Source organism: Chitinophaga sp. LS1 (genome assembly GCF_034274695.1).
In the GTDB taxonomy this organism is placed as follows: Bacteria; Bacteroidota; Bacteroidia; order Chitinophagales; family Chitinophagaceae; genus Chitinophaga.
Genome location: NZ_CP128362.1, coordinates 4,019,454 through 4,043,964 on the forward strand (window position 1 = coordinate 4,019,454; position 24,511 = coordinate 4,043,964).

At 42.4% G+C, this 24,511-nt stretch carries 23 protein-coding genes and 1 tRNA gene; 8 read left to right on the top strand and 16 right to left on the bottom strand.

The window, feature by feature from the left end; genetic code table 11:
• Positions 1–20: 20 nt before the first annotated feature.
• The 3 genes from QQL36_RS16660 to QQL36_RS16670 form a co-directional block, all read right to left on the bottom strand.
• Positions 21–425 carry a hypothetical protein gene (locus QQL36_RS16660; protein WP_321570348.1) on the bottom strand — a complete coding sequence of 135 codons (405 nt, stop codon included), beginning with the start codon at positions 423–425 and terminating at the stop codon, positions 21–23.
• A 143-nt stretch (positions 426–568) separates the two neighbouring features.
• Positions 569–1,270: an IS21-like element helper ATPase IstB gene (gene istB, locus QQL36_RS16665; protein ID WP_321569947.1), complete on the bottom strand. Its 702-nt coding sequence runs from the start codon at positions 1,268–1,270 to the stop codon at positions 569–571.
• 72 nt (positions 1,271–1,342) lie between these two features.
• The gene (locus QQL36_RS16670; protein WP_321569946.1) at positions 1,343–2,095 is read right to left on the bottom strand and encodes a Mu transposase domain-containing protein; all 753 of its coding nucleotides are present in this window, start codon (positions 2,093–2,095) and stop codon (positions 1,343–1,345) included.
• Between the two features lie 197 nt (positions 2,096–2,292).
• Between QQL36_RS16670 and QQL36_RS16675 the strand changes: the two genes are divergently transcribed.
• Genes QQL36_RS16675 through QQL36_RS16685 form a run of 3 tightly spaced genes read left to right on the top strand, consistent with a single transcriptional unit; the run spans position 2,293 to position 5,543 of the window.
• A complete protein-coding gene (locus tag QQL36_RS16675; RefSeq protein WP_321568522.1) occupies positions 2,293–3,552 on the top strand; it encodes a site-specific integrase in 1,260 nt (419 codons plus the stop codon).
• Positions 3,545–4,519, top strand: a complete 975-nt coding sequence (locus QQL36_RS16680; protein WP_321568521.1) for a tyrosine-type recombinase/integrase — start codon at positions 3,545–3,547, stop codon at positions 4,517–4,519. The genes QQL36_RS16675 and QQL36_RS16680 overlap by 8 nt, the downstream gene beginning before the upstream one ends.
• A gap of 4 nt (positions 4,520–4,523) precedes the next feature.
• On the top strand, positions 4,524–5,543 hold the full coding sequence (locus QQL36_RS16685; protein WP_321568520.1) for a tyrosine-type recombinase/integrase: 1,020 nt from the start codon (positions 4,524–4,526) through the stop codon (positions 5,541–5,543).
• A 66-nt stretch (positions 5,544–5,609) separates the two neighbouring features.
• Here the strand turns inward: QQL36_RS16685 and QQL36_RS35665 are convergent, their stop codons facing one another.
• From QQL36_RS35665 to treZ, 9 genes are all read right to left on the bottom strand, one after another.
• Positions 5,610–5,990 carry a DDE-type integrase/transposase/recombinase gene (locus QQL36_RS35665; protein WP_415751076.1) on the bottom strand — a complete coding sequence of 127 codons (381 nt, stop codon included), beginning with the start codon at positions 5,988–5,990 and terminating at the stop codon, positions 5,610–5,612.
• Positions 5,991–6,107: 117 nt separating this feature from the next.
• Positions 6,108–6,629, bottom strand: coding sequence for a hypothetical protein (locus tag QQL36_RS16690; RefSeq protein ID WP_321568489.1), 522 nt, complete (start codon positions 6,627–6,629; stop codon positions 6,108–6,110).
• An 82-nt stretch (positions 6,630–6,711) separates the two neighbouring features.
• Positions 6,712–8,529, bottom strand: a complete 1,818-nt coding sequence (gene tnpC, locus QQL36_RS16695; protein ID WP_321568490.1) for an IS66 family transposase — start codon at positions 8,527–8,529, stop codon at positions 6,712–6,714.
• 73 nt (positions 8,530–8,602) lie between these two features.
• A complete protein-coding gene (gene tnpB, locus QQL36_RS16700; protein ID WP_321568491.1) occupies positions 8,603–8,962 on the bottom strand; it encodes an IS66 family insertion sequence element accessory protein TnpB in 360 nt (119 codons plus the stop codon).
• Positions 8,959–9,276 (bottom strand): IS66 family insertion sequence element accessory protein TnpA, encoded by a 318-nt coding sequence (gene tnpA / locus QQL36_RS16705; protein WP_321568492.1) that lies wholly within the window; start codon positions 9,274–9,276, stop codon positions 8,959–8,961. Before tnpA ends, tnpB begins: the two co-directional genes overlap by 4 nt.
• Before the next feature lie 21 nt (positions 9,277–9,297).
• A complete protein-coding gene (locus tag QQL36_RS16710; protein ID WP_321570349.1) occupies positions 9,298–9,438 on the bottom strand; it encodes a hypothetical protein in 141 nt (46 codons plus the stop codon).
• A gap of 326 nt (positions 9,439–9,764) precedes the next feature.
• A tRNA-Leu gene (locus tag QQL36_RS16715) sits at positions 9,765–9,848 on the bottom strand.
• 62 nt (positions 9,849–9,910) lie between these two features.
• Positions 9,911–12,757, bottom strand: a complete 2,847-nt coding sequence (locus tag QQL36_RS16720) for a malto-oligosyltrehalose synthase (protein ID WP_321570350.1) — start codon at positions 12,755–12,757, stop codon at positions 9,911–9,913.
• Positions 12,744–14,564: a malto-oligosyltrehalose trehalohydrolase gene (gene treZ / locus QQL36_RS16725; RefSeq protein ID WP_321570351.1), complete on the bottom strand. Its 1,821-nt coding sequence runs from the start codon at positions 14,562–14,564 to the stop codon at positions 12,744–12,746. The genes QQL36_RS16720 and treZ overlap by 14 nt, the downstream gene beginning before the upstream one ends.
• Positions 14,565–14,677: 113 nt before the next feature.
• On the opposite strand from treZ, the gene QQL36_RS16730 reads away from it, so the two are divergent.
• Complete coding sequence (locus QQL36_RS16730; protein ID WP_321570352.1) at positions 14,678–16,417, top strand: alpha-glucosidase; 1,740 nt, start codon at positions 14,678–14,680, stop codon at positions 16,415–16,417.
• A 293-nt stretch (positions 16,418–16,710) separates the two neighbouring features.
• Here the strand turns inward: QQL36_RS16730 and QQL36_RS16735 are convergent, their stop codons facing one another.
• Together QQL36_RS16735 and QQL36_RS16740 are read right to left on the bottom strand one after the other, a co-directional pair.
• Entirely contained in the window at positions 16,711–16,941 is a 231-nt protein-coding gene (locus QQL36_RS16735; protein ID WP_321570353.1) for a hypothetical protein, read from the bottom strand.
• 12 nt (positions 16,942–16,953) lie between these two features.
• Positions 16,954–17,454, bottom strand: a complete 501-nt coding sequence (locus tag QQL36_RS16740) for a GNAT family N-acetyltransferase (RefSeq protein ID WP_321570354.1) — start codon at positions 17,452–17,454, stop codon at positions 16,954–16,956.
• Between the two features lie 93 nt (positions 17,455–17,547).
• On the opposite strand from QQL36_RS16740, the gene QQL36_RS16745 reads away from it, so the two are divergent.
• Both QQL36_RS16745 and QQL36_RS16750 read left to right on the top strand, forming a co-directional pair.
• Complete coding sequence (locus QQL36_RS16745) at positions 17,548–19,824, top strand: GH92 family glycosyl hydrolase (RefSeq protein ID WP_321570355.1); 2,277 nt, start codon at positions 17,548–17,550, stop codon at positions 19,822–19,824.
• Positions 19,825–19,955: 131 nt separating this feature from the next.
• Positions 19,956–20,465, top strand: a complete 510-nt coding sequence (locus QQL36_RS16750) for a YdeI/OmpD-associated family protein (RefSeq protein ID WP_321570356.1) — start codon at positions 19,956–19,958, stop codon at positions 20,463–20,465.
• 44 nt (positions 20,466–20,509) lie between these two features.
• Here QQL36_RS16750 and QQL36_RS16755 read toward each other — a convergent pair whose 3' ends face one another.
• Together QQL36_RS16755 and QQL36_RS16760 are read right to left on the bottom strand one after the other, a co-directional pair.
• Complete coding sequence (locus QQL36_RS16755) at positions 20,510–20,674, bottom strand: hypothetical protein (RefSeq protein ID WP_321570357.1); 165 nt, start codon at positions 20,672–20,674, stop codon at positions 20,510–20,512.
• Between the two features lie 8 nt (positions 20,675–20,682).
• Positions 20,683–21,663, bottom strand: a complete 981-nt coding sequence (locus tag QQL36_RS16760) for an ion channel (RefSeq protein ID WP_321570358.1) — start codon at positions 21,661–21,663, stop codon at positions 20,683–20,685.
• Between the two features lie 58 nt (positions 21,664–21,721).
• On the opposite strand from QQL36_RS16760, the gene QQL36_RS16765 reads away from it, so the two are divergent.
• Both QQL36_RS16765 and QQL36_RS16770 read left to right on the top strand, forming a co-directional pair.
• Positions 21,722–22,558 carry a S1 RNA-binding domain-containing protein gene (locus QQL36_RS16765; protein ID WP_321570359.1) on the top strand — a complete coding sequence of 279 codons (837 nt, stop codon included), beginning with the start codon at positions 21,722–21,724 and terminating at the stop codon, positions 22,556–22,558.
• A 248-nt stretch (positions 22,559–22,806) separates the two neighbouring features.
• Positions 22,807–24,378 carry an IS5 family transposase gene (locus QQL36_RS16770; RefSeq protein WP_321566779.1) on the top strand — a complete coding sequence of 524 codons (1,572 nt, stop codon included), beginning with the start codon at positions 22,807–22,809 and terminating at the stop codon, positions 24,376–24,378.
• Positions 24,379–24,511 lie beyond the last annotated feature (133 nt).

Genomic DNA, 24,511 nt, shown 5'->3' on the forward strand with positions numbered 1-24,511 from the left:
TAGATAAACTTGTATAGCACTCATAGTTTCAATGAAAGACTGTTTTCGTCAAATGTTAATTCACGTAAATACTTGTATTCTCCATTTTCTTGTAGGAAAACGCATTGCTCCCAGAAGCTATCATCGTCCAGCGTGCATGAAGAATGAAAGTAACTATAACTATCCCAGTAAGTGACAGTCTTTAACTGGTTAATAACAGATTCTGCATCATGAAAGCTGTTAACTCCAGGAGGAAAGTATTCCCACTCGTAAATGCTTCCCTCCTCCGGAATATACAGGAGATATTTGATGGTATAGTCGTTTTCTGCCAGGCCCTTGGTCCCGGTCACAAGCAGCACAAAACGTTTGTGTACCGGGAATATGCTTGAAAAATGTTCAGATCCATACATGCCTACCATATTGTCATACTTATATGAATAGTGCATCCGCAGTTTTTCTGCTAATGACTCCAATAAAGCAATTGTCTATTACGGTGATACTGGTCCGGCCCAAACGGAGGATATGGGGCCAGGGTTAACGGAGTCATTGGGCCACTTTCCATTGCAATATTACGGGTATTGATTAAAAATTAAGCAGTAAGTTTCTTTTTCTTTCTCAAAGATTCCCCTGTCAGTGATATTCTGTGTGAAGAGTATACTAGTCTGTCTAGTATTGCATCAGCCATGGTACTTTCTCCTATTAGGGGATGCCACTGTTCCACTGGTATCTGAGTAGATATAATAGTAGCCCCTTTCTCATAACGTTCTTCGATTACGTCAAGTAAGGCTGCGCGGGCTGCCTGATCTACTGGAGTCAATAAAAAATCATCTATAATTAGTAAGGGGAGCTTTCCAAGTGTACGTAACATCTTGGAGTAGGATCCATCCAGTCTGGCTAATTTGACTTTGTCAAGGAAGCGTGTGGAAGGGTAATAATGAGTACGGTTAAGCATCTGACAAGCTTTTACACCGAGGCATTGTGCGAGGAAGCTTTTGCCACAGCCTGTAGGACCGGTTATAATAATGTTCTCGGATTTCTCCAGGAACTGTAGATTAAGTAATCTTTCTATCACATTCTTGTCGAGATTACGATTAGTCAGATAGTCAATATTCTGTGGTGATACGACCTGTTTAAACCCAGCCTGCCTGATCAGGCTTTCAATACGGTTTTTCTGACGATGTTCCCATTCAGCATCCACCAACAGTGTCAGTAGTTCATCTGCTGTATAATGTGCATAATGTTGGTCAGTAAGACTTTGATGATAAAGACCTGCCATTGCGATTAGATGCATTCGACGTAATTTTTCTACGGTGTTGTTTTCATTCATTATGATATGTTTTATAGATAATTGTGGAGGAATAGATTAGCGGTACTCCGAAGCTCCACGGATGTTAGTATGCTCTGGGATAGTGGGTAGCTCTGTAAGAAGTTCTTCTAACTGGTCAAGCCCAGCCTTCAAAATGCGTTCGATGGTATGATAGCCTGCTTTATGATATTCCAGTGCACGATGACATGCCTGTTCCAGGCGTTGTATGCCATAATCTTTTCCTAATGCCAGTATGCCCTGGCATTGCTTATAAGCGATTTCAGGATAATTATACTGAGCTAATAGCCTTTGTATATAGAGAAGAGTATTATTACCTACCAGAGCTGCTTTATCCTCAAAAAACTGAGGGCTCCAGCCATTATATACCTGATGAGTGGAGGGCATATGTTCGCTGACTGTGGTATAGTGCCCTGAAGTAAAACAGCGACGGTGACTGGCTATGCGGGTGTGATTATAAAAGATCTCTACTGATAATTGATTATACTGCACCTCCACATGCAGGCCCTGATATCGATAAGGTACGCTATAGTAGTTACGGTTTTCACTTAAGAAGATATAGCTTGTCTTCTGCACCTTGGCACGTCTGTATTGTCGTAGATGATAACGCCCCTGAGGTAATGGTTGCAACCATTCCTTTTCAGTGTCAATAAATTGTTGCCGGCGGGTAGTACCTCCATGCGCAAACAGGTAATCATTATAAGTTAAAAGCATATTGCTGATCTCAACATTGATCTCGTCGAGGGAAAAGAAGGTATGACGGGATAGCGGATAATAAATACGCTGATACACCAGCTCAACTGAACGTTCGACTAACGCCTTATCCTGCTTATGTAAATATTTACATAAACACGATTATGGAAACAAATATGTTATGTAAACTTTGCGACTAAGATCCACTGTTTACAGCCATATCCTGCACTAAAAGTTTACATAATATTATCTTCTACATGGGTTAGTAATGTCACTTCCCCTTAAAAGATAATATTATGACTAAAGTTTACCGCTCTTATGGAGCTTTAACAAAGGCGGCTTCTGGATATCTTAAAGACATAGGTAGAAGCGAATCTACTATATCTATGTATAACTGGATCTGGGGGAGGATTAAAAAGTACATGGATATTAACAAGATTGTTCATTGTTCCTCAACAACAGTCGCCGATTATATCAACGCCACCTATGGTTTGCGGCCAATACCATCATTAACGCATCACGAAAAGCATTCCCTGCGGTGCGCCTTATGTTTAATACAATTTGCAGAGACAGGCAGGATGATTGAAGTGATACGTCGCAGGGAATGTGTAGTACTTTCTGGAGAAATTGGTAATGAAATTGCAGCTTATGTCGAATCCAAAAGAAAATTGAGGTTGAATGTCAAAACATTGCACAGTTACTCCTATTATCTATACCAGTTTTTAAAGTACTTAAATGCAAGTGAAATACACGCCTGCAATACAATATCTTCACTCGCCCTGATGAAGTACACGTCAAACTTACTGCCTGAAGCTGCGGGAGCTAAACATCTTGCCTTGTCCATAATCAAAGGTTTTTTGAGATATCTGTATGAACAAAATAAGACAGCCAGAGACTTTTCTGTAATTGTTCCTAAAGACAATTATAAAAAGCAACCAAAGCTGCCATCGACCTATACAAAAGACGAAGTACGTACGATATTAAACTCTATCGATAGAAGCACCGCTTTGGGAAAGAGAGATTATGCTCTGCTAATCCTGGCAGTACGCTTGGGAATGCGAGCTTCTGACATTAGCCGGCTTAAGTTTGAAAATATTCGATGGACTGAGAATAGTATATCTTTTAATCAGTTTAAAACAAATGAAAAAGTGGTGCTTCCGTTAACCACAGATGTTGGCGAAACCCTCATAGATTATATCAAATATGCAAGACCAACCTCCAATGATGCGCATGTTTTTCTTGAAAAGCAGTTCCCTGTTATACCGATTAGTGCTAAGAGAGTGTCATTGACGGCGAGCAGGAATATTACAAAGTCAGGAGTCTTTATTGGTGAGCGAAAACATGGTTCACATGCATTACGACATACAATGGCCAGTTTCTTACTAGAGCAGAAAACGCCCTTACCCGTTATATCAGAATTGCTCGGGCATGCCAGTACACAAACCTCGATGTGCTATTTGCGCATAGATATGGAATCGTTACGCCAATGTGCGATGGAAGTGCCGGTTGTTTCTGAAGCGTTTTATACGCAAAAAGGAGGAGCATTTTATGAATAATAAATATAAGAACCCTGGTATACTGGCGCCTATTGTTCAGGAGTATATCAATATGAGAAAGAACCTTGGCTTTAGATCTGAAGCTCAGAAGTATAGTTTGTTTGCTTTTGATGCTTTTGCTTGCAAAGAAGGACTTTCTTCCGTAACCATTACAAAAGAACTGGCTGAAAAATGGTGTAACAGGCGCCCTGATGAAGCTACAGATACCTGGAGCCACAGAAACTGCTTTTTACGTCAGTTTGCTATCTATTTATCTAATCTTGGATATGATACTTATATTCCCTGTAAGGTATTTACAAAACATGACAACTTCATTCCTTATATATTTTCTGATGATGAACTAGGAGCTATCTTTAAAGCCTGCGACACACTGGATCTTTATGATAAGCATGCCAGAAGCAACCTTTTTGTACTACCGGCTTTTTTTCGAATGCTGGCAGGAACTGGTATTAGAATCGGTGAAGCGTCGGCATTATTGAACAAAGACGTTAATCTTGATCAAGGGTATATCGTTCTACGCAACTGTAAAAACGGTAAAGACCGGATGGTGCCCTTATCAGAATCGCTGGTCGAAGTCTGCAGGCAGTACAGGAAATACAGAGAACTGCTTCCTCATCACAGTGATTGCTTCTTTGTTAAGATGAATGGCTGCCCTTGTCCACCAAATAGCTTCTTTCATTGGTGGACTAAGATACTAAAAGCGGCCTCTATACAACGTCGTGGAAAAACAGTTGGTCCGAGGATACATGATCTTCGACACACTTTTTGTGTTAAATCCATGGCTTCCCTGGCAAAGGAAGGAAAAGATCTGTACTATATACTTCCCATACTGTCTACCTATATTGGCCATCAGTCTATAGCAGCAACTGACAGGTATGTAAGAATGACTTCGGAAATGTACCCTGATCTAATAAGTCAGACCGATAGCATCTGCTTATATATCTTTCCTCACCTCAAAAGCCAGTAATCGTATGAAACAAACTCAATTTGCCAAATACTTAACCTACTTTATGGTGAAATATCTCGTTGGAGAAAGAGGTTGCTCGAAGAATACCGTTGCTGCTTACCGGGATGCAATAAGCCTTTTTATTATCCATATGCGCGATAATCACTACATAAAAGTGGATCATCTTGAATTTATAGACATAACACAGGAGCGTATCGTTGGTTTTTTAGAATGGCTTGAGACCGAAAGGAAATGTAGTATATCCACCCGAAATGTGCGTCTGGCTGCTATCCATGCTTTTGTCCGCTTCCTGATATATAAGTCTCCGGATTATATGGAAGAATGGCAGCGGATACTTGCTATCAAAGTGAAACGAGCCCCCAAAGCAACAGTAGTTTATTTAGGTGCTGACGGCATGAAACTATTATTGGCCCAGCCGGATACATCTACTCCTAAAGGAAGGCGGGATCTGACGCTCTTGTCGCTTATGTACGATTGTGCCGGACGGGTTCAGGAAATAGCTGATCTGGTTCCCGCCAGAGTCAATTTTGGAAAACCAACTTTGTTAAGGGTAACGGGAAAAGGAAATAAAACGCGGCTAATCCCATTGTCAGATCAGGCGACAGCCTCGTTAAAGATATATATGCAGGAAAACAGGCTTTTAGAAGGGAAGGCCACTGAGTACCCCTTGTTCAGTAATGGAAGAGGAAGCAAACTAACACGAATGGCTATTACCATGATACTGAAAAAGTATAGTGCGGCTGCTAGAAAAATAAACCAAGCCTTAATACCTGCCAATGTAAGTCCACACTCCTTAAGGCACAGCAAAGCTATGATGCTGCAACAGAACGGCGTGAACTTAATATGTATACGAGACTTTTTAGGTCATGAGTCAGTGACTACGACCGAAATATATGCCAGAATCGACAACAGGCAGAAACGAGAAGCGATAGAGAAAACAAGTCTTTCTCCAGATCTTTCTGAGGATCCATCCTGGCAAAAAGACAAAGGGCTGTTGAACTGGCTGGAAAGCCTTGCCAAATAAGTGAAGTGTTATGTAAACTTTTGAGTAAGGAAAGTCTTGTAAGTACTCGGGTTAAGCGTCAAAAGTTTACATAACATATTTGTTTCCATAATCCTGAGGGTGATATGGGCGAGCAGGGTCTACCGCGCAACTATAAAAAAGAGCAAAATCGGCCAATGTTTTATTGATCAGTGGAGCATATTTATGAGCTTTACTTACTGCGCTTTTGAGATTATCAGATACAATAGCTTGTGGGACTCCTCCAAGCCACTGCAGGCAGGAAGATAAACAAGAGATCAGATCTTCCCTTTTCTGTGAAGATACAGCTCTTACAAAGGTGTATTGGCTGCAAGGCAGCACTGCCACGAACACCTCTACTGCTATGAGTTCTCCTGTAGTTTTATCAACATAGGAAAGCTTATCTCCACAAAAGTCTACATACAGCTTATCGCCGGCCTTATGTAGCAGTTTTCCACCTGGTGTGGTTCTTTTATTCGTAAACCTCTAACGTTGGGAGTCATTGATAATAAAAAAAAACTCCTATCAAAATGTCAACATCTGATAGGAGGATTATTATTGCTACCACTACTTCGCAATAATCTCGTCAAAACATTTTATAAGGGTAATGTATCCTGCGTATACGGCACCTCCTGACTCACGATTTAATCTATGTAGTATTTTATTCTCCCGGCACTCCGATACTAACATTGCATACAGAGATTTAGAATAAAAACTATTTAGATCATCATCTATCATTTTATTTTTTGCAGCTGTAGATATATTTGTTTCATACTTTTTCAGCATTTCTACAAATCTGGATTCCTGCTTACTATATTGTTGCTCCGTGATTTGTACCTTACGAACATTCTTCTTGTCTCTGTAAAAAAGCCAGATCAGCACATATAAATTAATCAGGTCCGGTAAGTCTTCCATGGGAACATCCATCTTATATCCCATTATTGTCGATAGTATAAATGGCTGATAGCGGAACAATTCATCAGTTATATTATTTGCATAATCAAAATCATTCATTCTGCTTTCTATTTCGGCTTTGATCGCAGCAATCTGCTTAACATCAGTTTGTTCCTGTGTTGATATTTTATCCATGTTGATAATTGGATTTAAAGAGTGATTTCCTTTTACAAGATTAAGGATTTTGGAGAAAAAAGAAAGCGGCCTAATCTAAGATTCAGGCACGTGCCGGTTTCCAGTATTGGGGTAAGAGTTCTATAAACTTATCTTTGGGGTGCTCACTTATTCTGCGCAGTACATCATCGAGCCAATGGATAGGATTGATACCCTGCAACCTGCAGGTGGCCAGCAAGCTATAAATAATTGCAGCATGTTCTGCACCATTATGAGAACCGGCAAACATAAAATTGTGTCTGCCCAGGGCAATAGGGCGGATCTGCGCTTCAAGTAAATTATTGTCAATTGATAAAAATCCCTCAGTAGTGTATACTATAATGCCTTCAAAATTAGATAATGCATAATTGATGGCCTGATAAATGGGAGTTCCCGGTATTGTAAGCGGCAACTGTTGCTGAAGCCACTGTTTAAAAGCATTTAATATGGGTACCGCTTTTTGTTGTCTCTCCTGTTTAATTTCATCATAGTCCATATCAGCAGCTTTGCATTTTGCTTCCAGCTTATAAAGTGGTCCAAAGAAGTTATCCAGTGCATAAGCGGCCAGCTGTCTGTCATTATCCAGGGCCCGCATAAAATATCTTCTTATATGGGCCATACATTTTTGATGTATAACACCTGGCTGCTGACCATATTTAGTGTATACACCATAAGCATCTGTCAACAGATATCCTTTGTATCCGCTTAAAACATCTGCAATATCTTTTTTCCCTCTTCCCCGCTGATAAAGGAAACAGGCTATTCGCTGGATAGGGGACAATATTGCCCACTGCCAGCCTATATGAGATTTTTTACCCTTTTTTTTAGTATCATCCAATACTTTGTACGACGACTCATCTACATGAACAATTCCACTTCGGACGACTTCCAGGTATAGCAGTTCCCACAATGGTCTTAGCACTTCGCAGATCCTGTTCACATAATAAACGAGTGTGCTATATGGCAGGTTTACTCCATACTGAATAAAACGTTTCCATTGACGCCCTACCGGGAGATGATATAAAAACTTATCTGTTATCAGCATGATCAGTATGCTGATATCTACTTTACAACGAGGGATAGGATGTGATGGCAGCGGCGCTGATACCTTCTTAGCATATAATCCATCTTCAGATGCAACGATATAAACTGGTCGTCTGGTCACTTTAATATACCACCGTAATGGAGAACAGGCCAGTTGTCGCTGCTCATCTATCCTTACTAATTTGGCGCCCAGTGGAAGAGGATCTACATCCAGAGTAGTAATTTCTTCCTCCAATCCCTTAGGCAGATCATTACGACCACCTCTTGTCTTAGGGCTTATCTCTACTGTCTGTCTTATATGTTCTGCAATTACTTTACGGGAACTGATCTGGCATACTGCATATTCATCCGCATCTAAGCTCAGCGTACCTTGTACAATTTGCCCCTGTTCCGTAATGTCGGTTTGTAATGGCCTCCTTTCACTTCTTATACCATGGACCCATTTTTTCAGGGCTTTCAACTCATGACGGCTTCTAAGCAAACTATTTATTACTTTATGCTGTTTTGTAACTTCTTGTTGTAAAGTGATTATTTCTTTATCCTGGTTTTTAATCAGGTTATCATATTGCGTAAGCTGAGAGTCAAGTTGCAGAATGGTTTGTCTACCAACTTCCAGTTGTTCATCTTTTTGCAGTAGTAATTGTTGTTGATAACATATCAGCTGGTCCTGATCAAATAGGATGGCATCTTTCGTTTCACGTTCCAGTTGTAAAACCAGTAATTGTTCCTGTTGAACAAACATTTGCTCCTGCTGCATTGATATAATACGCTGCAATGCTGCCTGTTGTTGCAGACAAGCAGTATACATGGCTTTATATGAAGTGGCAGATTTTTTCATTGGAACAATTACTATAACGAAAAAAGCAGATCATTGTTTTGATCTGCTGCTGGTAATTTTAAAATTATTTTGTCTAATCTGAAGGAGGCTTATTGTTATCATTATGCCGGTAAAATGTGAGCCCTTTTACCAGTGCTATCACCTCCGAAGCACTTAATTTCAATGATTCCGAAGCACTCCCTGCCTCAGGCTTTTTAAAGCGTCCTTTATCAAGTTTGCGACATAATAATGTGAATCCTGATGATTCATGCAACAATAACTTTAAATGAGTAAAATCACGATTCAAAAACACAAATACATCATTATCTGAAATAGATAGTTGCATAACATTATTTACAATTCCACATAGCCCGGCAAATGATTTTCTCATATCTGCTGCCTGTGTATACAAAAAATAACGATGACGATCTGTCAACACAATGATAGCACTCATGATATCAGGGCTTTTAAATAAGCAGCGCTTACAGGTTGATAAATCCTGATACCTCTGAATTCGGCAAATATACCACCTGTACTAAGCGGAACCTCAGCATTCGGAGCTGAGGTTATTAGTTCTATAAAGCTACTGTTGTTCACGCTCCTGCTCAAATATCGCTTGCGCCAATTGAAAAAAGTGGCCTGACTGATACCTTTATCAGCACAAAACTCCTTTAAACTTACATTGTCCCGGTCAAATTGGTCCAACATAGTGATAATTTCCTCAGAAGAGTACCTGGAATGGGAGGCCTTTTTAGTTTTATTGTTCATACTTTTTTAAGGCAAGGTAAATCAGCATAGAAGATTGACAGCGACTCCCCTCGTTATAGGTTTACTTTCTGCCAGCTCGGCCAATGTCATCTGTTCTTTTAAGGCTTCGATAGCTACTTTCGCTTTAAAGGCTGCATTGAACTTTCTTCTTCCCTTGTTCATATTGTAAATTTAAGATGTTTTTCCACTTAAACTTACTGTCCGTTTTGTGGGGAGTATTATAAATAGTCATATCGGCATAATAATTATGACGGCTTGTTAGGTGTAAAGAATTGTAGAATCAATGGTCAGCCATTGATACATGAAAGCCTTCTAGTGGCGTGTGATGGTGAGTTCATAATTCATATCGGGTAGCGAATGTTAATTGGTAAAGAATCGGACCCGGACATGGAATCGAACTACTATAGTTTGAAGATGAGAAAGGTATTAAAAAATACAAAATTAGCTAAAATAAGAAACCCGCAACTAGTGCGGGTTTTAATATTAGGTGCCCAGAACTGGATTCGAACCAGCACACCCTTGCGAGCGCTGCGACCTGAACACAGTGCGTCTACCAATTTCGCCATCTGGGCAACTGATTCCGTGTTAAGGGATTGCAAAAGTACGCACTTTTTCTTTTCCTCCAAATTTTTCCTCAGATATTTTCTGGAATCAACATCGCTACTGGGAAGTTTTTTAACGCTACATCCGCTCCTATATTGCCTTTAGCCTCAATCACATCCTCTGAAAAAATATTTTTCCAACGCTCCGGTGCACCCGTAGGTAATAAGATCGAAGCAACTACCGGCTGTAAATCGGGGAGGGGAATAATCACAATCACCCATTCCTGCCGGTATACTCTCGCAAATGCCAACACATTTGACTCACTACTTTGTAATGGGAGATAATCACCTTCTAAAAAGAGATTGGGAAAGTACTTCCTGCAATGCAACGCTTTGTAAGTAAGAAAGAGTTTCTCTACACCCTGTTTACGATGACTTTTCAAATAGTCAAACAATGCCGTACCAGAAAGATCTTTTAATGATTTTAAAAGTTCAATGCGTATTCCATAATCCACAGGCCGGCGGTTATCGGGGTCTACATAGCTGTAATCCCATAACTCTGTACCCTGATAGGTATCCGGTATCCCAGGGGCTGTTAGCTTCACCAGTGTTTGGGCCAGTGAACTGGTATATGCAAAGTTATCCAGCTTTTCTATAAAGGGTACCAGGGTGTCTAAAAAGCGCTTATTTTGCAATATCCTGGAAATGAAATCAGTCGCATTCCGCTCATACTCCTCATCCGGCGAAGCCCAGCTTGAATTCACTTTTCCCTCTCTAAGGGCTTTGATCACATATTGCTGCAGCCTTTCAACAGAGATCCCATCTGAATACCCACTGATAATACTCTGATAAATAAAATACTCGTCATTCAATAACGGTGCAGGCTGATTGATTTCCCGCCATTGCCCGATCAGTTCCTTCCATTCCTCTACAAACAAAGTCAACATATTCAGCCTGATCCGCCCATCTTCTCCTCGCTTTGTATCATGCGTAGCCGTTGTATTCAATGAATGCGGCGTCTGCTGCTGACGGAAAATCATTAATTGATGGAAGTTGACAGGCACAGCAACCGGGCTATCACCTACTTCGTTATGCGACAACAACGCATTGTACACATAAAAAGTCGTATCCTCCACACCTTTCGCCGTCAATGGCCCCGTAAACTGCATCAATCGCATTAAAAACGGCAGCTTATTTTGCTCCCACCATTGTTCCAATAATAATATCGCCGATTCAGCAGATCTGTTCAATGAACGCATGCGCGCAAATGTAAAAGCGACCTGTTCTGAAAGGGATGCATCTCCCTGGCCTGAGTCTGAGCCATAACCTGATCCATACCCTGAAATAGCCCCCGAGCCATAACCTGATCCATAACCCGAACCGGCTCCAAAACCAGCAAAACCAGCACCCGAACCACTACCAGAACTACCACTTGACCCAAAACTACCGCCAAAACCCAAGCCACCTCCCGAACTACCACTCGAACTTCTACCAAAACCACCACTTGATCCAAAACCCCCACCAAAGCCAAACCCACTCCCTGAACTACCACCCGAACCCGAACCTCCACCAAACCCATAACCACTACCTGGCCCCAAATACAACCTATACACCGGCAAACAAATCATAAACAACCCAATCGCCTGCTTCAATAAATCCCTGTTAACCCTCGCATCCGCCAATTTTAGCGTATAACACAATCGAACAAGATTTTCCAATTCCCCACCCATATATCGCTCCAAAATCAGCCTCTTTTTCTCCAAAACCAACTCCTCATATTGCCCCGGCACCAGCGTCTGATAAAATTGCTGCAACGCCAACACCCCCTCCCGGTTACTCAACAAATGATTCGTAAATGAAAGAAACTCATACCCCGTCGTCCCCTGCAATGCCCATTCCCTCGGCAAACTCTCCCGTTCCTCCAATATCTTCTCCGCTATCACGTAACATTTACTCCCAAACAACTGCTGCAACCTGTCTATATACCCCCCAGGATCCTGCAATCCATCAATATGATCAATCCTCAACCCCTGCACCAGATTCTCCCTATACAAACGATGCAGAAATGTATGATACTCATTAAACACCTCAGGCGTCTCCATCCTCAACGTAATCAACTCATTCACCGTAAAGAACCGCCTGTAATTGATCGCCTGATCCGCATCCCCCCAATACGTCAGCCGATAATATTGTTTCCCTAAAATTTTACCCAATAGCCCCAGGTTATTATTCACCTTATCCATCAATGCCTGCAACATCGAGAGATCCCGTACCTCCGCCATCAATGCCAACTTCTGATTGCTCCAGTCATCAAGTGACGTTCCCGCCGTAGCCCGCTGATACAATGATGAAAACAACTTAATCAACGGCAATGCATCGCTGTCAGCAAGCTGCTCACTAATCAGATCATACGCCGTCACCGATAACGGAAACACTTGTTCAAAATACTTCACCGTAAACCCTGCCGAAGATACCCCCAACTTTATCTCCCCATCACGAATACAATCCTCTAAAGGCTTTCCCAAAAAAGGTGTCATCAGCTTGCCCGCAAAATCAGGATGATGCCAGTCAATATCAAAATAAGCGTAGTAAGGAGAAAGCGGCCCTCGCTCCATCACATCATACAATCGCGTATTCTCTGCATGAAAAGCCATGTGATTCGGCACTATATCCTGCAGCCAGGTCATACCATGCTCCCGCAAAAGCACATGAATTTCACGTAACTCATCTATCGTTCCGATAGCCGGATTGATACAATGCGGATTCGTCACATCATACCCATGCTCACTACCCGGCGCCGCTTTGAAGATAGGCGATGCATATATTGTCGATATACCCAGCGCATGCAAATACGGTATGATCTCTTTCAATTGCTTAAATGTAAACCCCGCATGAAACTGAATACGATACGTAGCGGTTGGCGGATTATACGATCTCATAAATTATAGCTGAGTATGGTTGTAAAGTAATAGCAATACCCTCCTTAACTTCATCCGGCGCCGTAGGCCCAGGCCCCTGCCAGATAGCAACTGAAGAATCAAACTTTTTATGTAATAAATGAGGACGATTATGCACAAACACTGCCTGCTCTTCACTGCAATTAAACAGTAACAACAAACGGTCATCATTGCCCGCGCGTTCTACTGATAATATAACATCTCCGGGTTGCGGCATGTTCACCCATATATTATCTCTTTCTGTATTCAACAATGCCCTTCTCGTCTTCCGCAACGCGATCAGATAACGATAATATTCTAATAGCGGCCCCGGCGCTGGCCACGAAAGAATGGACTGCGAGAATGTATGATCTGACTGTGGATCAGGTACATCGCCCGCCCATGAAAATGCTTTAAATTCATTTTTACGCCCCTCACTCACCGCCCTGGAAAGATCCTCATCCCCATGACTCGTGAAATACAAAAACGGCCGCTTCTCCCCATATTCCTCCCCCATAAACAACATCGGCGTATGCGGAGATAACAGCAACATCGCTGCCGCCAGTTTATTCGCTTCCAATGGTAATTTTGCTGCCAACCGGTCTCCTGACATTCTATTACCTACCTGATCATGATTTTGTGTAAACACAATAAACCTGTCATAAGGTATCGCATGTGGCACCACACCAAACTTCCGCTTTCTGTGTGGAGAATATTGCCCCGTATACACATAACTATCTCTCCATGCTTTCGCCAGCGAAGGCAATCCGTCAAAGTCTTCATAATACCCATCCTTCTCTTTCGTCAGCACCACATGCAGCGCATGATGAAACTCATCTACCCATTGCCCATGCATGCCATATCCACATTGATCTGTTGGCGTGATATACCTTGGATTGTTGAAATCTATTTCTGCTATTAGAATTTTTTTCCTGCCTGTGGCATACGACAATGCCGTCACTGCCTCACCCAGTTCTTCTGTAAAATGCTTCGCACTGCTATCCCAGATGGCATGCACCGCATCCAGCCGCAATCCATCTATATGATACTCTTCCAGCCACATCAGCGCATTGCGGATGAAGTAAGCCCTCACCGCATCTGAATACTGATCATCAAAGTTGATCGCTGCACCCCACGGTGTTCTGTATTTCTCCGTATACCACGGACCAAAATCTGAAAAATACGCTCCCTCCGGCCCCAGATGATTATATACTACATCAAGTATCACTGCAATCCCATATTGATGTGCAGCGTTTACCAGCGCCTTCAGTTCATTCGGTGTACCATATGTATTATGCACTGCATAAGGATATACACCATCATACCCCCAGTTACGATGACCGGGGAACTGAGCAATGGGCATGATCTCGATGGCATTTATCCCCAATGAGCGGAGATAACTGAGCTTTGAAAGCACGCCCTTGAAATTCTGCAACGGTGTGAAGGTGCCTGTATGCAATTCGTAGATAATCATCTCGTTCAGGTCGCGTCCTTTCCACCCTTCGTCGGACCATTTGAAATTGTCCTCTACCAATGCTGACGGCCCATGTACACCTTCAGGCTGATAACGCGATGCAGGGTCAGGACGTTTCAGCTGTCCATCCAGTATATAGTTGTAAGTCATACCCGGTGAAACCGAAGGCACCACTACCTGCCAATAGCCATCGTCATCCCGCTGCATGGGGATTGTGGCGGACTCCGGTGTTATCACAGACAATGCAACAGACTCTCTGAAGGGCGCCCAAACACTAAATAACCCGGCTCCATTGTCAAGAATAGTAGATCCGGTAAATGTATATGCTGTTCTCAATTAAGTCAGTTTTAACAACTTACTGAAAATAATATGCCAGCGGGTTTACGATGTTATATTTCTACAGTATGACCGGCTTAAAAATTGCATCTTCATCAGGAAAAATCATTTCTATGTGGTGGAAAGAAAGTATCATTTACCAAATATATCCCCGTAGCTTTAAAGACAGTAACAATGACGGAATCGGTGATCTGGCGGGTATTATATCGAAACTGGATTATCTTGAAAGCCTGGGTATAGACACCGTATGGCTCAACCCGATTTTCGGTTCTCCTAACGATGACAATGGCTATGATATCAGCGACTATTATGATATCATGAAAGAGTATGGCACCATGCAGGAGTTCGATATCTTATTGCAAGGACTGCATCAACGAAAAATAAAATTGCTGTTGGACCTGGTAGTAAATCATACCAGTGATGAACATCCATGGTTCAAAGAAGCCCGTCTGTCAAGAGAAAATCCTTATTACAACTATTACCACTGGTGGCCCGCTGAAAAAGGAAAACCACCTTTCCGGTTCAGTCATTTTGATCCATCAGGCCAGGCATGGACTTACAACAAAGCGACTGATAGCTATTACCTTCATTACTTCTCTGCAAAAATGCCGGACCTGAACTGGGAAAATCCACAGGTGCGAAAAGAAGTATACGATATTATGCGCTTCTGGATCAAAAAAGGGGTTGATGGCTTCAGACTGGATGCTATTTGCTACATTAGTAAAGATACCACCTGGCCTGAGATCAAGACCCACGACTGGGGAGCGTACTACGCACATGGACCTCATCTGCATGACTACCTGCAGGAGATGAATAAGGAAGTGCTTGAAGGTACTGATATCACTACCCTCGCCGAAGCCGCAGGTATCACGATTGACGAAGCTTTACACTTCGTTGAAGAACACAGGAAAGAACTCCACATGCTCTACCATTTTGAAGGCATGAACCTGGGCTATCTCAAAGATGCCTACAAACGTCCTGATCCCAAAGGTATTGACCTGGTAGCACTGAAAAGCCTCTACACAAGCTGGGACAACATCTACGAAACAGGTGGATGGGGTACTATTTACCTTACGAATCATGACCAGCCAAGAATGGTGAGCCGCTGGGGTAGCGATATCGAAACTTATAGAGAGATCTCCGCGAAAATGCTGATTACTTTTTTGCTCACGATGCGCGCTACGCCCATTTTTTACAACGGCGATGAGATTGGCATGACGAATATCCGCTTTGAAGCTATCGATGACTATAAGGATATCGATACCATCAATATGTACAAATACCTGCAAAGCAAAGGGGAGGATACCACCCGCTTTTTACTGGATCAGCAAATGGCGGCCAGAGATAATAGCCGTACGCCTTTTCAGTGGGATGATAGTAAATACGCAGGCTTTACGGATGGCACGCCTTGGATCAAAGTAAACGACAATCATACTTTCATTAATGAAGCTGCGCAGGGGAAAGACGAACGGTCTATATTACAGTTTTTTAAACAGGTCGTTCTGCTGCGCAAACACCAGCCGGTATTAGTTTATGGGAAATATCAGTTGTATGATGCGGAGCATCCCCAGGTATATACGTATACGCGCACGCTGGACAAGACGATGTTTTTAATGGTGCTTAATTTTTCAAAAGAAACCATTGTGTACAAGCTGCCATTCCTGATGGAGACGGATATAGAACCTTTAGTAAATAATATGCTGACTTTTGAACTGGAAAGAGGGAACTTAACCCTGGCGCCTTATCAGGCACTGGTATTTGGACCTTTGCCCCCAGTAATGCCCACTGCCGCTGCCGTGGAGATAAAAGCAGCAGTATTGCCACTTGAAGAATCAGGAGAGCTGGCTGTTTAAACACATCCAATGAATGCATAGCTATTCAAAAAATCTGCTAATAAAGCACATCCAATGGATGGATAGCCGTTCAAAAGATCTGCTAATAAGACACATCCAATGAATGCATAGCTATTCAAAAAAATCTGCTATTAAGACAAATCCAATGAATGCATAGCTATTCAAAAAAATCTGCTATTAAGACAAATCCAATGAATGCATAGCTATTCAAAAAATCTGCTATTAAGACAGATCCAATGAATGCATAGCCGTTCAAAAGATCTGCTAATAAGACACATCCAATGAATGCATAGCTATTCAAAAAAATCTGCTAATAAAGCACATCCAATGGATGCATAGCTATTCAAAAGATCTGCTAATAAAGCATATCCAATGAATGCATAGCCATTCAAAAGATCTGCTAATAAAGCACATCCAATGAATGCATAGCTATTCAAAAGATCTGCTAATAAAGCACATCGAATGAATGCACAGCCATTCAAAAGATCTGCTATCAAAAGCAAACCCAATGAATACACAGCCATTCAAACCATCCACTATTTAAACAAACTCAATGGATGCTCAATCCCCGCCAACATAACCGTATCAGAAAATTTCAACCCTAATTTCGCCAACAACGCCAGCGAATGCTTATTATCCGCTCTCGCTATTGCCACAATATGTGGTAGCTGCAGCGTATTATATCCATAATCCATTACCGCTTTCGTAGCCTCGTAAGCGTATCCCTGTCCCATATATTCCGGCAGCAACGCAAAACCTACATCTACATATTCCAACCCATCCCTTTTTATTAATCCACTCATCCCAATGGGCACTCCACTATCCTTCATCGCCACCAAATACAATCCAAACCCTCTTAGTGCATAACTGGCCAACGGGCCATTGGTCAGGTATTGCTGGGCATCCGCCAATGTCTGAATATTCCTGTCACCCAAAAACTGAATCCAGGTCGGAGAATTGAGCAACGACCAGATAAATGGAGCGTCGTCAATAGTAAACTTGCGTACAATCAGGCGTGCTGTTTCGCAGATTAACATATTTTGCTGATTATTTTATTATTTTTGGCAATAGTCACGTATTGAAAGCTATTTGCCAACTTATTTTATAAACAGGTCTAAATTTAATGTGAATTGAAGAAGAATTGCACAGTTTCAACGTTATTTTCAACTATTTTACTGGTATCCAGCCTGTTGCCACAGGCAGGCCATGCACAGGATAAACCGCTTACTCAATACGTTAATCCGTATATCGGCTCGCAGGGCCATGGACACGTGTTCGTAGGTGCAAACGTGCCTTATGGCGCCGTGCAGCTCGGACCCAGCCAAACCATGCAGACCTGGGATCAGTTCAATGGATGGGATTGGTGCAGTGGTTACAATTACATCAGTGAAGATATTCTTGGATTTACTCATACCCACCTGAGTGGTACCGGTATCGGAGATCTCAATGACCTGATGATCGTACCTGCCAGCGGTCACCTGGAATTACAACCCGCTCACCGCCTGGATATGAACACCGGTTATGGCTCCAATTTCAAAAAGGCCAGCGAGGTGGTAAAACCGGGTTACTACGCTGTATACCTCGACAAATACAAGGTGAAGGCGGAGCTCACAGCTACTACCAGAGTAGGTTTTCACCATTACCATTACGATAATACTGATAGTGCTCACCTGCTGATTGACCTGGAATTTGCTATGTGTTGGGATGCTCCGGTAGAAACAACTATTAAAAAAGTAAATGATACCACTTTTGTAGGTTATCGCTTCTCCAAAGGATGGGCCAATGATCAACGCCTGTTCTTCGCAATCAAAACATCTCAGCCTATCACACAATTAAATCTTTACGACCTTAACAACGGAGTAGCCGGAGGAGCTGTAAAAGGTAAAGGTGTCAAGGCCGTGATGTATTTTAATGCAGCTAAAAATGCTGACATTTATCTGAAAGTAGGTATTTCTCCGGTGAGTGAAGAGAATGCACTGGGCAACATCGCTGCCGAAATACCAGGATGGAACTTTGAACAGGTAAAAACTGCTGCTGATCTGGCATGGAATAAAGATCTGAACAAGATCGATTTCTCTGCAGATGATGCAACGAAAACAACCTTCTATACTGCGCTGTACCACAGCCATTTCTTCCCCTCTGTGTTCAACGATCACAATGGTGATTACCGTGGCACCGATAAAAAAGTGTACACCAACCAGAGATTCACAAATTACACCGGCATGTCTCTGTGGGATACCTATCGCGGTCTGCATCCTTTGATGTCCGTGATCGATCCTTCGCTTGTAAAAGATATAGTGCACTCCATGTTGATGATTTACCAACAGCAGGGACGCCTGCCGGTATGGCCACTGGAAGGTTGCGAAACTGATTGTATGATTGGTAATCCTGCTATTCCGATTATTACGGATGCTTACCTGAAAGGTCTGATTGATCCTGCGGACGTAGCACTGGCATATGAAGCTGTGAGGAACACTGCCATGAGAAAAGTAAGCGGCTTACAGTTTGTACAGGAATTGAAATACATTCCTGTTGATAGTATGACGATTGAATCCGTTGCCTGGGGCCTGGAATATGCGATCGCTGATTTCGGTGTGGCACAGATGGCCAGGAAACTGGGTAAAACAAAAGACGCTGCATACTTCACCAAAAGAGCGGGTTTGTATAAGCAATACTGGGACGCTTCAGAAGGTCATTTCGTAGGTAGATTGGCAAATGGTAGTTTTAAAAGACCATTTGATCCGCTGGAAGCAAAACACCGTTCAAATGACTTCTGCGAGGGGAATGGCTGGCAGTATACCTGGCTTGTACCACAGGATGCAAAAGGGCTGGTAAACCTGTTTGGTGAAAAGAAATTTCAAACTACACTGGATTCTTTCTTTAATATGTCTTCTTCCCTGGGACAAGGTAGCTCTCCTGATATCTCTGGTATGGTTGGCCAGTATGCACAGGGTAATGAGCCTAGTCATCACGTAAGCTACCTGTATGCGGCGGTTGGCAGGCCCTGGAGAACTGCGGAAATTGTGAGAGAGGTAATGTCGAAATATTATACCAATGCGCCTGATGGATTGTGTGGTAATGAAGATGCAGGGCAGATGAGTGCATGGTATGTATTGTCTGCAATGGGCTTCTATCCGATGAACCCAATGAACGGTACGTTTGTATTCGGTTCTCCATTGATGGATGAAGCAGTGATTAAATTAGCAGGAAATAAGAAATTTGATATTGTGGTAAAAGACAATAGTAAAGAGAACAAGTATATCCAGAAAATAGTGCTGAATGGCATCAACTATAATAAGTCTTTCTTCCTGTATAAAGATATAATGAAAGGTGGTAAGATGGAAATTTATATGGGTAGCAAACCTTCCGCTACATTTGGTGTGAAGAAAACTGACAGAGCAATATAAACTAATTGGCCTACGGCAGCAGGGAAGGTTTCTTTCTTTTGGCTAGCGCCATTGAACGTTTGTATTTTCAAAAGGAATGTTTTTTAAACGGTTTTGCCACATGGCAAAACCGTTTTTTTTATATTTACCGCATGATAAAATTCAAAGCCACCATCAAAAAGTTCGAACAAATGGGGGAGAAGACTGGCTGGTCGTATATCGAGATCCCCATTGAGTTGTCGGAAAAACTGAAGCCCGGGTACAAGCAGTCCTTCAGGGTAAAAGGCAAGCTCGATAAATTTGAGATAGCAGGTATCGCGTTGATACCTATGGGTGAGGGGCATTTTATCATGGCGATGAATGCCGATCTGAGAAAAGGTGTGGGCAAGCGCGCGGGTGCAGAGTTGCAGGTGCAGATCCAGGTAGATGATAATCCTGATCCGGTAAGCTCTCCTGAATTTATGGAATGCTTATCAGATGAACCGGATGCATTGACCTTTTTTAATACGCTTCCTAAGGGCCATAGGAATTATTTTATGAAATGGATTGAAAGTGCCAAAACCCCGGGAACCAAAGCCAAAAGGATTGCGATGGCAGTGACCGGACTGGCCAGAAAAATGGGGTACTCTGAAATGATCAGGGCAAATAAAAATGTTGGCTAACTGAATTCACGGGCATATCCATCCATCTTCTCAGCTCACCGCACTCACTGGCAATCCATCTTCCTTCCCAGCTCACCGCACTCATTGGCAATCCATCTTCCTTCCCAGCTCACCGCACTCACGGCAATCCATCCTCCTTCCCAGCTCACCGCACTCACTGGCCATCCATCCATCTTCCTTCCCAGCTCACCGCACTCACGGTAATCCATCCTCCTTCTCAGCTCACCGCACTCACCGCCATCATCCCCACATTCACTTCCACCGTATCATGTATCTTATTCATCTCCAACACCGTCCCCCTCGCCGTCTCCCTATACATTGGCACAAACTTATGATTATACTTTATCTCCTGAAAAGTATACGAAGTCCTTTGCTGCACCACATTTGAATAAATATCATTAAACCCTCTGATCAACACATACAATTCCAGATCCGCCACCTTAATATCTTCCGCTGTAAACCCTAACAACGGACTTTGATCATCTATCACATGCACCACCGTCCAGTTCATCGGCAAACTTTGTATCTTATGCCTTTCCAGCGGTAATTCATAATACCGATACGTTTGTTTCCCATCCTCATGTATCCGCATTGCCGCATTTACCTGCACCGTCACGTCAGTAAGCGTATGACCATCTTTATAACAGGCAAACCGGAACATCAATGCATTACCACCCTTAAATGGTGTAATAAGCGCATGATCACTAAAAGCCAGATGCGCCTTCGGCCGGGCAAAACGTCCATAAATCAACCCCGTTACCACCGCAAAAGACAGAAACCCACTCATCGCCTCAATTGAAGCCACAAAATTAGCCCCGTCACCTACCGGGTTGACACGGCCATAACCCACTGTCGTAAACGTTTCTGTACTGAAATAATAAACCTCCCTGAATATCCCCCACGCATGATGTGAACTAATCCCCTGTAACTCCGCCGCCCCGATCAGCAGGTAAATACCCGTGTAAATAAGGTTTACTAAAATAAATGCCCCCACTATTACCATCACAAAAGCCCAGATTGGCAGGTTTAGCATAATATGGAAAAGGGAATACCTGTCCCATATACGATTACCCTCTTTCCGGAGGTTGAAACTCCCGTCTTTATTGATAAAACGATCCCCATAACTACTGATCGTAGCGCTGAACCCGGTATCTTCATTTGTTTTCGAGAAAGGATTGATATGTTTGAGTAAGGCCATAAACCTGCGTTTGACCACAAATCTACTTACCTTTGCGAATATCCAAATATTATATTACATGTATAAGGTAGGTGAATTTAACCTTTTAAGAGTGAAGAAGGAGAGTGAGTTCGGCTTGTTCCTCGATGGCGTGGAGCAGGAGATACTGATGCCAAAACGTTTTGTTCCGGAAGGCGCAAAGCGGGGGGATGAGCTCAGGGTGTTTATTTATCATGATTCGGAGAATCGCCTTACAGCCACGAATCAGGAGCCTTATGGTATAGTGGGGGATATTGTGAACCTGAAGTGTACAGGATTGACCGAACAGGGTGCTTTCCTGGATTGGGGACTGATGAAAGACTTGTTTGTACCGGCGAGTAAACAGATGACCAAAATGGTGATTGGACAGGATTACCTGGTCAAAATTTACCTGGATGAACGTACCGGCAGAGTCGCGGCTACAGAAAAATTAGATCCGTACCTTAGTAATGAGGAACTGACGGTAAAAGAGCAGGATCCAGTGGAACTGATTATATATAGAAGAACGGATCTTGGTTTTGTATGCATTGTAAATCAGAAACATACAGGACTATTACATTATGGAGATGTGTTTGGCACAGTGGATATCGGCGATAAATTGAAAGGTTTTGTAAAGGCGGTAAAAGAGGAGAATAAGCTGGATGTTTCTGCGGGTGAGATGGGGTATAAAAGAGTAGAGAATGAAGGGGAGAAGATCTTAAGATTACTCAAAGAAAACAACGGCTATCTGCCTTATCATGATAAGTCGGATCCGGAGGAGATCTACTCGTTTTTTAGTATGAGTAAAAAAACGTTTAAGATGACCACAGGAAGTCTTTACAAAGCAAGAAAGATTGAGTTTACAAAAACAGGTATCAAGTTAATAGAAGAAGAATAGGATATTGCCCTGCGGCAGCAAGGCAGTCATCTCTCTTTCGGCTGGCGCCGGAGGTATTATCCTTCTAAATCATTGAGGTATCATCCTTCTAAATCATTCAAAAAGCCGGATCGCCCAACGATCCGGCTTTTATTATATTAGGGTCTGCTGAATAAGTATTAAGATATTGTTAATCAATATTATATGGCTTATTATTTGCTACAGAAGTGCTTATATATTGAGTGATTCATCTCCAAAACCATGCAGCAATGATACGTTACACTCCTTCAAAACAGTTAACATTAGACGGATTTTCTACACCCTTCTCGCAGCAATTATCAACTAGCAATCGATGGGTTATACTGGCTGCAAAGATTCCGTGGGATAAACTGGCGGAGGTGTATTATAAAAAGATGCGGGCAGATTTTGGAGCTCCAACATTGAGTGCCAGGATGGTGATTGGTGCGGTGATCATCAAACATATACTGAACATAGATGATCGGGAGGTAGTAGAGCAAATCACGGAAAATATATATCTGCAATATTTTGTAGGCTTAAGCAGTTTTCAACAGGAGGCTCCCTTTGATGCATCGTTGATGGTAAGTATTAGAAAACGGTTAGGCATAGAAGTTATGTCCAGATTGAATGAGATTATTTTGCAGGAAGCGGGATTAACTAAAGTGAATGAAGAGAAGGTAGCGAATACCGAAGGAAATAGTGATCAGGATGAGAATGGAGGGGATAGAAATAACGATTGCTCGCAGGATCATATGAACAGTGTAAAAGAAAAGCCACCTGAAGCGCTATCAGGAACAGTGATGTTAGATGCGACTGTGTCAGAGCAACAGATCGAATATCCAACAGATATCAAATTACTGAATGAAGGACGCCGTCAATTGGAAGGGATGATAGAGCGGGGATGTCAGGCGGCGGAACTGGTAATGCCGCGGATGTATAGGAAGATAGCCAGGAAGCAATATCTGAATATTGCCAAAAAGAAAAACAAGAGCAAAAGAGATATACGCAGAGGTATCCGGCAGCAACTACAATATGTTAAGCGTGATTTAAAGTATATCAATTGGCTGATAGAATCAGATGCTACTTTTAAGGAGACGTTGAAAATGAAGGACTGGACCTTAATACAAGTGATTCAGGAAATGTATCGTCAGCAGGCAGAGATGTATAAGAAAAGAGAACAAAAAATGTCGGATAGGATTGTAAGTATCTATCAACCGCATGTACGTCCAATGCCTAGAGGTAAAGACCGTGTATCAACAGAGTTTGGGAGCAAGCAACTGGTGATGTTGAAAGATGGTTACACACATATAGAAAAGCTGAGTTGGGACAATTACAATGAAGGTGGATTGCTGATAGCCAGCCTGGAAACATATAAACGCTTGTTTGGTTGCTATCCTGAGCGTGTATTGGCAGATCAGTTGTTCGGCACACGTGAAAACAGACGATTCATGAAGGAAAAAGGGATCCGTTATGTTGGCAAGCCATTGGGTCGACCATCACCGGAGAGTAAGCAGCAAAAGCGATTATTACAAAAGGAGATGCCAGAACGAAATGCGATTGAAGGGAAGTTTGGACAAGGAAAAAATGCATATGGCCTGGGTAAGATCAAGGCCCGTCTAAAGGATACGGCTGAGAGTTGGGTGATGTCTATATACTTTGTCATGAATCTGCTTAAACTGGCAGCTGGTTCTTTGTTGTCAGCACTCCAAATCTATTACTGGCTGGTAACAGAGGGCTATTTGACCATAATGGTAAATAGCCCCGATGCACAATTTATACCCCGATATATGAGACGTCAGAAAGGGGAAATAGCCAGGTGTTAAAATGAAATATAATTGATCGGATAACTTATTCAGCAGACCCTATATTAAAGAAATTTTCCTCCTGACTGGTACTATATTCCCTCCCAAACGACTCCTTATCTGACCTAAGCGCTGTACCATTTTTTATTCAAAA